This window comes from Caulobacter sp. SSI4214, from assembly GCF_012184455.1.
In the GTDB taxonomy this organism is placed as follows: Bacteria; Pseudomonadota; Alphaproteobacteria; order Caulobacterales; family Caulobacteraceae; genus Caulobacter; species Caulobacter vibrioides_E.
The window spans coordinates 59,477-70,185 of the sequence record NZ_SZWJ01000018.1 but is presented as its reverse complement, the minus strand read 5'-3'; the positions used below and the strand labels follow the sequence as shown (position 1 = coordinate 70,185).

9 protein-coding genes are annotated in these 10,709 nt (G+C 67.3%); 5 read left to right on the top strand and 4 right to left on the bottom strand.

Features of this window, described 5'->3' with window-relative positions:
- From FCU40_RS07890 to FCU40_RS07880, 3 genes are all read right to left on the bottom strand, one after another.
- A partial coding sequence (locus FCU40_RS07890) for a DUF6702 family protein (RefSeq protein ID WP_168074165.1) occupies positions 1–363 on the bottom strand: 363 nt, incomplete at its 3' end.
- The gene (locus tag FCU40_RS07885) at positions 360–2,780 is read right to left on the bottom strand and encodes a M1 family metallopeptidase (protein ID WP_168074163.1); all 2,421 of its coding nucleotides are present in this window, start codon (positions 2,778–2,780) and stop codon (positions 360–362) included. The genes FCU40_RS07885 and FCU40_RS07890, both read right to left, overlap by 4 nt.
- Positions 2,781–2,874: 94 nt before the next feature.
- The gene (locus FCU40_RS07880; RefSeq protein WP_168074175.1) at positions 2,875–4,863 is read right to left on the bottom strand and encodes a TonB-dependent receptor; all 1,989 of its coding nucleotides are present in this window, start codon (positions 4,861–4,863) and stop codon (positions 2,875–2,877) included.
- Positions 4,864–4,997: 134 nt separating this feature from the next.
- Between FCU40_RS07880 and FCU40_RS07875 the strand changes: the two genes are divergently transcribed.
- Positions 4,998–6,053 carry a sterol desaturase family protein gene (locus tag FCU40_RS07875; RefSeq protein WP_168074161.1) on the top strand — a complete coding sequence of 352 codons (1,056 nt, stop codon included), beginning with the start codon at positions 4,998–5,000 and terminating at the stop codon, positions 6,051–6,053.
- Positions 6,054–6,070: 17 nt separating this feature from the next.
- On the opposite strand, the gene FCU40_RS07870 is transcribed toward FCU40_RS07875, so the two are convergent.
- Positions 6,071–7,018 (bottom strand): UDP-glucuronic acid decarboxylase family protein, encoded by a 948-nt coding sequence (locus FCU40_RS07870; RefSeq protein WP_168074159.1) that lies wholly within the window; start codon positions 7,016–7,018, stop codon positions 6,071–6,073.
- A 232-nt stretch (positions 7,019–7,250) separates the two neighbouring features.
- On the opposite strand from FCU40_RS07870, the gene FCU40_RS07865 reads away from it, so the two are divergent.
- Genes FCU40_RS07865 through FCU40_RS07850 form a run of 4 tightly spaced genes read left to right on the top strand, consistent with a single transcriptional unit; the run spans position 7,251 to position 10,708 of the window.
- Entirely contained in the window at positions 7,251–8,189 is a 939-nt protein-coding gene (locus tag FCU40_RS07865; RefSeq protein ID WP_168074157.1) for an ABC transporter ATP-binding protein, read from the top strand.
- Position 8,190: 1 nt separating this feature from the next.
- Positions 8,191–8,937, top strand: coding sequence for an ABC transporter permease (locus FCU40_RS07860; protein WP_004619782.1), 747 nt, complete (start codon positions 8,191–8,193; stop codon positions 8,935–8,937).
- A 2-nt stretch (positions 8,938–8,939) separates the two neighbouring features.
- Positions 8,940–10,106 (top strand): sensor histidine kinase, encoded by a 1,167-nt coding sequence (locus FCU40_RS07855; protein WP_168074155.1) that lies wholly within the window; start codon positions 8,940–8,942, stop codon positions 10,104–10,106.
- Positions 10,103–10,708, top strand: a complete 606-nt coding sequence (locus tag FCU40_RS07850) for a response regulator transcription factor (protein WP_168074153.1) — start codon at positions 10,103–10,105, stop codon at positions 10,706–10,708. The genes FCU40_RS07855 and FCU40_RS07850 overlap by 4 nt, the downstream gene beginning before the upstream one ends.
- The last annotated feature ends 1 nt before the right edge of the window (position 10,709 follow it).

The window sequence follows — 10,709 nt, the reverse complement described above, 5'->3', positions numbered from 1 at the left end:
GACGTCGGCGGTCGCCACACTTCCGGCGTACTCGAACCGGACCTCGTCCGCGCCGAGTGTCATATCCTTGAGCGTGAGCGCGACCGGCTTGTCCGCGACCGTCAGATCGAAGCGCTTGGCCATGTAGCGTTTCAGCGCCTCGACCGCCTCCGGATCATCGAGGCTGGTCTGGGCGTCGGGGGCGATGGCGGCCAGGGCCGGCTCGGCGTCGTGCGCCGGAACGCGGTGGCTGACCGTCACCGCGCCGGTCTTGGCGTCGATCTCCACGACGCTCAGGGCGCCGTGGCCGCGGTGCGCGGCCGCCGGGAGCGGGGCGAGGGCCAGGCCCGCCGCCGCGATCAGGACGGCCGCGCGCCGGATCACTTTGAGCCTTCGTCCTTCTTCGGTTCGGCGCTCGGACGCGTGGCCAGGCTGTCGGAACCGACCTCCAGGTTGGCGTCCTTCATCCGGTTACCGCCTTCCGGAGGCTTGGCCATCTTGAAGGTCGTCCGGGTGATCGGACCGTCATAGACGTTGTTGCCGCGGTCGGCGTCGGCGGTTTCCCACAGCGGATCCAGCTCGGCGCCCTTCAGTTGCTTGGCCGAGACGTATTGCCAGGTCACTTGCTTGGCGTTGTGACGCCAGATTTCCGCCGGGATCCGGACGGTCTCGGACGTGCCGTCGGTGAAGTCCATTTTCAGGATCACCGGCATGACCAGGCCGCCGATGTTGCGGAACGTGAAGCGATAGAGGTTGTCCTTGAAGTCCTGGGCGGCCTGCTCCTCGGGCGTCAGGTCCTCGCGCGCCGCCTTGGCCTTCTTGCGGGCGCCGTCGAACACCGCGAACTCGTCGGTCTGGTCGTAGAAGTCGCGGGTCTTGGGATCCAGCTCCACGACCGTCTTGCCGGTGTTGCGGCTGGCGGTCAGCGACTCCGGCTCCTTGGCGCGCTCGGCCTTGCGGACGGCGGCTTCCGCGTCCGGATCGCCGCTGTCGACGCGGCCCTGGACAATCTTGTCCAGCGCGATGTCGACATGGTCGGTCGAATAGAACCAGCCGCGCCAGAACCAATCGAGATCGACGCCCGACGACTCCTCCATCGTCCGGAAGAAGTCATAGGGCGTGGGGTGCTTGAAGCGCCAGCGGGTCGCGTATTCCTTGAAGGCCCGGTCGAACAGCTCGCGGCCCATGACGGTCTCGCGCAGGATGACCAGGGCGGTCGCGGGCTTGGAGTAGCCGTTGGGACCGAACTGGATCACCGAGTCCGATTGGGTCATCAGCGGCACCTGGTCCTGGCTGACCATGTACTCGACGATGTTCTTGGGCTCGCCGCGACGCGAGGGGAACTTCTTGTCCCACTGCTTCTCGGCCTCGAACTGCAGGAAGCTGTTCAGGCCCTCGTCCATCCAGGTCCACTGACGCTCGTCGGAATTGACGATCATCGGGAAGTAGTTGTGGCCGACCTCGTGGATCACCACGCCGATCAGGCCGTACTTGGCGCGGTCGGTATAGGTCAGCTTGCCCGTCTTCTTGTCCTTCACCGGCCGGGGACCGTTGAAGCTGATCATCGGATATTCCATCCCGCCGACCGGGCCGTTGACCGACTGAGCCACCGGGTAAGGGTAGGGGAAGGTGAAGTCGGAATAGACCTTCAGGGTGTGGGCGATCGACTTGGTCGAATAGGCGTCCCACAGCGGCCGCGCTTCCTTGGGGAAGAACGACATGGCCATCACCACGGGGTGCTCGGCCTTCGGATCCGCCTGCTTCACGCCCATGGCGTCCCAGGTGAATTTGCGCGAGCTGGCCCAGCCGAAGTCGCGGACGTTGCTGGCCTGGAAGATCCAGGTCTTCTCGGTCTTGGCCTTGCTTTTCTCGGCGGCGACGGCTTCCTCGGGCGTGACGATATAGACCGGCTCGCTGGCCGTGCGGGCCTTGGTCAGGCGGTCGCGCTGGGCGGGCGAGAGCACCGCCGCCGGGTTCTGGAGCACGCCGGTGGCCGAGACCACGTGATCCGACGGCACGGTCAGGGCGACGCGATAGTCGCCGAACTCCAGGGTGAACTCGCCCGAGCCGAGGAAGGCCTTGTTGTGCCAGCCCTCATAGTCCGAATAGACCGCCAGGCGGGGAAACCACTGCGCGGCCTCGAAGATGCAGTTGCCGTCCTCGCCCTTGCCGGTGAAGCACTCATAGCCGCTGCGGCCGCCGATCACCTTGTTTTCGATGAGCGGCAGGCTCCATTCGATAACGAGCTTGGTCTCGCCGCCGCCGCCCTTGACGGCCTGGGGCAGGTCGACGCGCAGCAGGGTGTCCACCACCGTGAACTTGAGGTCCCGGCCCGAGGCGTCCTTCACCGACTTGATCGTGAAGCCGCCTTCCCATTCCCTGAAACGCTGGATGCGGCGGATTTCGTTGAGGCTGATGCTGTCGCCCGAAACCGTCTCGGTCATCTCGGCGATCGAGTTGCGCTTGGCGTTCTGGTCCAGCAGCAGCCACAGATAGGGCAGGCTGTCGGGCGAATTGTTGCGGTAGGTGATCGTTTCGCGGCCGGTCAGGGTCTTGGTGTCTTCGTTCAGGCGAACGGCGACGTCGTAGTCGACCTTCTGCTGCCAGTAGCGATAGCCCGGGGCGCCCGAAGCGTTGCGGTAGTCCGTGGGCGTGGGCCAGTCCTCGCCTTCCAACTGGCGGAACTTGTCCTCGAAGGGCGCCTTGGTCTGGCGAATGGCGTCGGCGTGAGCGGCGGTGGAAGCCGCGAGCGCGGCGGCGACGACGCCGACGACGGCGTATCGGATGGAACGCTTGGACAAGTTGGAAAGCCCCTCGGATCAGAACCCTGACGAATACCCCAGGATGAGCTTGGCGGGAGCGAGGAGGAAAATCACCCCCTTTTCCGCCCAAACGTCACAAATTGATCTTCAAGCCGACACGAAGCGCGCGCGGTTCGACCGGGTGGAAATGGACGTCGTCGACACCGCCGGCCGGTTCGCCCGGCAGGCGCGAGGCGTAGAAATAGGCGATGTCGTCGCCCTTGCCGTTGGTCAGGTTCAGGATCTCGACCATCAGGCTGGCGCGGCCGATGTCCTGGACGATAAGCGCGTTGAGCAGGCTGGTGGGCCGTGATCGCACCGAATCGTCCTCGATCAACGGCGCGGCGCCCAGGCGGCGATAGGTGAGCGACAGGGTCGAGGTCGGGCGCGGTTTCCAGGTCGCGCCGGCGCTCACCACCGAGTCGACGGCGTTGGGAACGCGGTCGCCGTTGGTGAAGCGGGCGTGGGTCCCCGCCCAGGATCCCGTCAGGCTCAAGGTCGAGGTGGGACGCCAGTCGGCCAGCAGTTCGACGCCTCGGCGTTGGGTCGCGCCAGCCGCTTCGGTGAACCCCGAGTCGCCGACATAGACGAGCTCGCTGTCGACATGCAGCGTCCAGGCGGCCGCCGTCAGCGACAAGCCGCCCCGTTTCCAGCGCAAACCCAGCTCCGCGCCGTCGGTGGGCGAGAGCAGCGGCGCGCGCGGGGCCGGATCGCCGGTGACGGGATCGACCGTGATCACCGCGCCGCGCGCGTCGTTGGAATGGAAGCCGCGTCCGGCGTCGGCGTAGAGCTCGAACGTCCTGGAGACGCGCCAGGCCAGGGCCAGTTTCGGACTGAGCTGGGCGTCGCTCACCGTTCCGGCGTTGCGCGGATCGCCGGCCGAGACATCCGCGCCGAGGGCGTCGGCGCGCAGGCCGAAGGTGGCGTCCAGCTTGCCAAACCGCCGAGAGGCCTCGCCCCAGACGGCGGTGGACCATTCGGTCAGGGCGTCCTGCCGCACCGTCCGCAGACGCGCGCGGGCGGAGGTGCGATAGAGACCGACCTTGCCGATGTCGTCGACGCGGGCCGAGACGCCCGTCCGCGCGCTCCAGCCGTCGCCCAGGCTCCAACGCTTGGTCAGCGAGCCGCCGTAGATCCAGCGCTGGTCGGCTTGCTCGAACTGATCGCCGTGGATCGGATCCTCGAGGAAGTAGGTGAAGTTCGAATAGAGATCGAGCTTGTAGCGCTGGACATAGGCCACAGCGTCCAGGCCGCGCAGGAGGTCGCGGCGTCGGGCCGACAGGATATAGCGCGAGGTTGTCCCCCCGTCGGTTGGGTCGATGGCGTCCAGCCGTCCCAACATCCCGTCCTCGACCGCCCGGCGGGGGATCTGATCGGTGGCGTTCCACTTCGCATCATAGGCCAGGGCGGTGATCGACCAGCCCCGCACCATGGCGCGCCCCAGGAGGTTGATCTTTCGCAGGTCCTCCGGCGTCGACCAGGCGCCGCGTGAGCGGGTGATGTCTCCGGCGACCAGGACATTGTCGGTCACGCCCTTGGATCCAACCGCGCGATAGTGGGCGTGGTCCCCGGTCCAGGCCTGGACGCCATCGCCGTGCAGGTGATCGGCGGTGTCGAAGGCCACCGCTCCGGCCGTGGCGAAGTCGCCGTTGTCCGCCGCGTAGGGGCCCTTCCGGAAGCTGATATCGTGGACGAACTCTGGCGTCAGGATGTTCAGGTCCAGATAGCCCTGGCCATGGCCGTGGCTAGGCAGGTTCAGTGGCGCGCCGTCCAGCGAGGCGGCCAGGTCGGTGCCGTGGTCCAGATTGAAGCCGCGCAGGAAGTACTGATTGGCCTTGCCCGCCCCGGAGTGCTGGGTGGCGGCCAGGCCCGGCACGGCCTCGATCAGCTCGCCGGGCCGTAGCAGCGGTCGGGCGGCGAAATCGCTGTATGAGACCTTGCCTTCGCTGGCGGAGGTCGCGCGGCCGATCTCGTTGGCGCGTCGCCCCCAGACCGAGATCGCCTCGACCTCCTGGGCGCGGACGATCGCCGGCGCCGAAGCGGCCATAAGCAGGACAATGAGTGGCGCGTGGCGCTTCATGATCGGCTGTTAGGCTGGCGGAACGGCCGGGGCAAGACGCCGAGGCGCTCGCCTTCTCCTTGCGAAGGCTCGAGCCACACCAAGTTTTAACGGCGCCGCGCCATCTATGCGGCCTGCAACCCATGGAGCGGGACGTCGTGAAACCTGCAGTCCTCAGGCCCGCCAGCGAGATCGGCGCCGGCGTTCTCGACGCCAAGGGCGTGGGGCGGCCGGCGTTGGTGATCGGCTTCCTGGCCTATGTCGCCGTGGCGAGCGGCGCCTGGTGGGGCGCGCTGAAGGTCGTTCCAGCCCAACTGGTGCTGCCGATCGTTCACAAGACCCTGCCGCTCCACGACCACCTGAACAATGTCTTCCTGATCTTCCTGCTGCTGCCGACGGCGCTATGGATCGAGAGCATCGTGGTCGGCTGGAACGCCAGTTCGCTGCGCCAGCTGGTGTTGGCGCCGACGGCGTCCATGAAGACGGACCTGGCCGTCTTCATCCTGGGTCAGGGCCATGTTCTCGACGTGGTGGGCCGCTTGCTGCTGCTGGGCGCGTCGATGATTTCGGGCGGCTGGATCCATGACGCGATCCAACGCGCGACCGGCGTGAACCTGGGGGCCCCGCCGCTGCCGTTCGCGGCGCAGATCCCACTTTATTTCGCGGTCTACACCTTCTTCGACTATTGGACCCACCGAACGGATCACACGAGGCTCTTCTGGCCTCTTCATCGCTACCATCACTCGGCCGAGCAGTTCAGCGTGGTGACGTCGGCGCGGCAGCATCCAGCGCCCTTCACCGCGGTCTTTATCGTCAATCTGCCGCTGGCCGTGCTGGGCGCGCCGCCCGAGGTGATGATTTATGTCAACGTGCTGGTGGTCGGCATCGGCTTCCTGATCCATTCGCGGATCGAGTCCGACTGGGGCTTCGTCGGCCGCTGGCTGGTCCAGTCGCCCAACCATCACCGGCTGCACCACAAGCTGGACATGAGCTATCCGACCGGCCACTTCGCGATCATGCCGCTCTGGGATCGCCTGTTCGGCACCTGGTACGGCGACCATCCCGATCCCAAGCTGGCGATCGGCGTGGACACACCCTATCGCCACGGCTTCTTCGTGCCGCGCGACATGCTGCGCGACTACGCCCACTTCTGGATGGGCTGGCTCGGCCGGCGCAATGACGGGCCGGAGTCCGACCTGTTCCGCAAGCGCTAAGGCTAGGCTCGCTCGGATCAGGCCGCCTTCAGCAGGCCGTCGAAATATTCGATCGTCTTCATCAGGCCGACCTTCAGCGGCGCGGTGGGGGTCCAGTCGAGCAGCTGTTTCGCCAGGGTGATGTCGGGCTGGCGCTGGCGGGGGTCGTCGGAGGGCAGGGGACGGTGGACGACCGCCGATCTGCTGCCCGTCAGCTCCAGGACCAGGTCGGCCAACTGCTTTATGGTGAACTCGACCGGGTTGCCGAGATTGATCGGTCCCGTCACCTCGTCGCCGGTGTTCATCAGCCGGATCAGGCCGTCGACCAGATCGTCGACATAGCAGAACGAGCGGGTCTGGTTGCCGTCGCCGTAAAGGGTGATGTCCTCGCCCTTCAAGGCCTGGACGATGAAGTTCGACACCACACGTCCGTCGTTCGGGTGCATCCGCGGCCCGTAGGTGTTGAAGATCCGCGCCACCTTGATGCGTAGCTTGTGCTGGCGCCAGTAGTCGAAGAACAGGGTCTCGGCGCAGCGCTTACCCTCGTCGTAGCAAGAGCGCAGGCCGATCGGATTGACGTTGCCCCAGTAGCTTTCGACCTGCGGGTGGACGGTGGGGTCGCCATAGACCTCCGAGGTCGAGGCCTGGAGGATCTTGGCCTTCACCCGCTTGGCCAGGCCCAGCATGTTGATGGCCCCGTGGACGCTGGTCTTGGTCGTCTGCACCGGGTCGAACTGGTAGTGCACCGGGCTGGCCGGGCAGGCCAGATTATAGATCTGATCGACCTCGACATAGAGCGGCATGGTCACGTCGTGGCGCAGCAGCTCGAAGCGCGGGTTGGAGAGGTTCTGCGCCACGTTGAGGCGCGAGCCGGTGTAATAGTTGTCGACGCACAGCACCTCCGCGCCGCTGTCCAGCAACCGGTCGCAAAGGTGCGAGCCGACGAAGCCCGCCCCGCCCGTGACCAGAATTCTCCGCGTGTGCATGGACCGCCCCTCCGAGGACTCAGCGTCGAATCCCATTCGTATCAGGTCCGGCGGCGGCTCCAAGGTCGGGCTTCGAAAGCGGACGGAGCGTGGGCGCGGCGCGTCGTCGCGGAGGCTCGACGAGCGCGTGGCCCGGTGAGGTGACGTTTGTCATGCCGGCCTCCTGACGGGCGACACTGATGGGCCGCGCTTGGCGGCGGCATGTTGGCTTCACACTGAGGGAGCCAAACACATGTCACCCGGAACCTACGCGCCGCCGATCGCGGTGCTGCAAAAGACGATCAAGCGGCGCGGAAAGACCCTGGCCCTGGACGGCCTGGATCTCGCCATCCGTCCCGGCCAGTGCGTCGCCCTGCTGGGCCCTAATGGCGCGGGCAAGAGCACCAGCGTCGCCCTGCTGACCGGCCGTCTGCGCCCCGACGCGGGCGAGGCTCGGCTGTTTGGCGTCGATCCGCATGACCTCGAAGCCCGCGGCCGCCTTGGGGTGATGTTGCAGGAAGCTGGCCTGCCGCGCACCTTGACCGTCCGCGAGCAGATCGCGCTATTTCGCGGCTACTATGCAAAGCCGCGTCCGCTGGACGAGATCATCCGCCTCGCTGGCCTGGAAGGCCTTGAGCGTCGCCGCTGCGGCGCTCTTTCCGGCGGCCAGCAGCGCCGGGTGCAGTTCGCCTTGGCCATCGCCGGCCGCCCGGACCTGCTGGTTCTGGACGAGCCGACCACCGGCATGGACATCGACGCCCGCCGCGCGCTGTGGACCGCCGTGCGAGGCGAGATCGCCCGGGGGGCGGCCGTGCTGCTGACCACCCACCACCTGGACGAGGCCGAGGCCCTGGCCGACCGCATCGTCGTGATCGACAAGGGGCGGGTCATCGCCGATGGATCGCCCGAGGCCATCAAGGCCCGCGTTTCCGGCGTCGCCATCCGCTGTCGCACCCGGCTGTCGGACGGCGACCTGTCGGCTCTGGCGCATGTCACGGGCGTCAGTCGCGACGGCGGCCGCGTCACTCTGCTGACCTCCTCGGCGCCGGCCACCCTGCGCGAGCTGCTGGCGCGCGACGAGACGATCGACGACCTGACCGTCTCCGGCGCCTCGCTGGAGGACGCCGTCACGCGTCTGGTCCAGACCGGCGCCGCATTCCCCCAAACCCAACGCCAGATCGAGGCCGCCTGAGATGTCGCTCTTTCACACCCTGGCCGTCTACGGCCGAGAAGCCCGCACCCAGATCCTGTCGACCTGGCGGACGCCGCAATTCCTGATCCCCAGCCTGGCCTTGCCGCTGCTGTTTTACGGCGTCATCGGCTTGGGTCTGAGCCACGGCCATGAGGAGGCGGCGCACGCCATGCTGGCCAACTATGTGATCTTCGCGTCGATCGCGCCGGCCATGTTCGGCTTCGGCGCGGCGGTGGCGGCCGAGCGCGAGGCCAAGCTGATCGAACTCAAGCAGATCGCGCCGCTGCCGGCCGGCGCCTATCTGCTGGGACGGCTGGCGGCGGCCCTGGCCCTGGTGGGCCTCGCCGTCGGCCTGCTGGGCGTGATGGCCTATTTCGGCGGCGTGGTCATGACGCCCTGGCGCTGGGCGGCGACTTTGAGCCTGGGGCTGGTTTCGGCCGTGCTGTTCGCCCTGATCGGCCTGAATCTCGGCCTGCGTCTGGGCTCGCAGGGCGCGACGGCCTTCGCCAACCTGCTGTTCCTGGCCTTCTGCTTGTTCGGCGGCCTGTGGATCCCCCTGGACGTCATGCCGTCCTGGATCGGCCATATCGCCGAGGTCACCCCGTCGTATCACCTGGGCCAGCTGTCGCTGATGCTGTCGGGGCTGAAGCCGATGGCGGACGTGCAAGGCCACCTCTCGGTCCTGGTCGCCATCGCCGTGGCCGCCGTGATCGGTTCGCGGATCGCATGGCGCCGGCAAGCGGCTTGACCATGCCCGGGACCGCGCGCGACATCGCCAGCATGAACCAAGAGACCGCGAGCCTCCGGAAAAGCCAAGCCAGCGTGTCGGAGCCCGACACGCTGGCGACGCCGGGTCATAGTTTCCGGCGTCGCTGGAGCCTTTTGTTCCTGTCCTACCTGCCATTTTACTTCGTCGGCTGGCTCTTCCGAAAACCCGGAACGTTCGAAGTTGTCGCGTCCTGCCTGGCGGCGGCGGGATTCTTGGCGCTCTTCTGGAAGATCTGGCGTCAGAACGGCCGGCCCCATCTGTGGCAGGTGCTGGCGATCTTCGGGATCGGGGTGTCGCTTTCGCCATTTTACACCGGCTGGAGCGTCTACACGATCTATTCGATGTCCTTCGCCGCCCGGCTCATGCCCCGGCGGCGGGCGGTCCAGACGATGGTGGCGCTGGAGGTGTTGCTGCTGCTCGTCGGTCTCTGGCTCGATCGAAATGCCTGGCCCAATTGGCTCGCGGGTTTGATCTTCGGCGCCATCACGGGCTTCGGCGCTCTGATGCAGGCGGATGTCGAGCGCAAGAACCAGGAACTGTCCGTCGCGCACGAGGAGGTTCGGGCCCTGGCCACCATGGCCGAGCGCGAGCGGATCTCTCGCGACCTGCACGATCTTCTGGGCCACACCCTGACCCTGGTGGCCGTCAAGGCCGAGCTGGCCGCCCGACTGGTCCGCCGAGACGCCGAGGCGGCCGAGCGCGAGATGCAGGCCGTGGCCGCCGCCGCGCGCGAGGCCTTGTCCGAAGTCCGTGTCGCCGTCGTCGGCATGAAGGGCGCTTCCCTGGCGTTCGAGTTGGACAAGGCGCGTCACGCGCTCACCGCGGCGGGCATCATCGCCGAGATCTCGACCGTGACCATCGACGGCTATCCGGGCCAGGAGGCGGTGCTGGCCATGGCCCTCCGCGAAGGGGTGACCAACGTCATCCGCCATTCCGGCGCCACGCGCTGCGAGATCAGCCTGCGGCCCAGCGCCTCGAACCTGGTCCTCAGCATCATCGACAATGGCAAGGGCGGACGTCTGGTCGAGGGCTCCGGCCTGAAGGGAATGCGCGCGCGGCTGGCCGCGATCGGCGGGGCGCTGGAGATCAAATCCGACAAGAGGGGCACCCAACTGGTCGCCGCCGCGCCCTTGGAGGCTGTGCAGTGATCCGCGTCGTCATCGCCGAAGACCAGAAGATGGTGTTGGGCGCGCTGAGCGCCCTTCTGGAACTGGAAGGGGATATCAAGGTCGTCGGCCGGGCTGCGGACGGCGGCGAGGCGCTGGAACTGGTGCGCGCCGAGAAGCCCGACGTGCTGATCTCCGACATCGAGATGCCCTATCTGACGGGGATCGATGTCGCCACGCGCCTGAAGGCGGACGCGGCGGCGACGCGCGTGCTGATCGTCACCACCTTTGGTCGGCCAGGCTACCTGCGTCGCGCCATGGAGGCGGGGGTCAAGGGCTACCTGTTGAAGGACGGTCCTGCCAGCGTGTTGGCCGCCGCCGTGCGCACGGTCGCCGCTGGCGGCCGCGCCATCGCGCCAGAGCTGTCCGAGGCCATCTGGGACGCTCAGCCAGATCCGCTGACCGACCGCGAGCGCGAAATCCTGCGGCTGGCCGAGGAGGGGCGTTCGAACAAGGACATCGCCGACATCCTGGACCTCTCGCCCGGAACGGTGCGCAACTACCTCTCCGAGGCGGCTCAGAAGTTGGGCGCGGCCAATCGGGTCGAGGCCGGCCGGATCGCGCGATCCAACGGCTGGCTCTAAC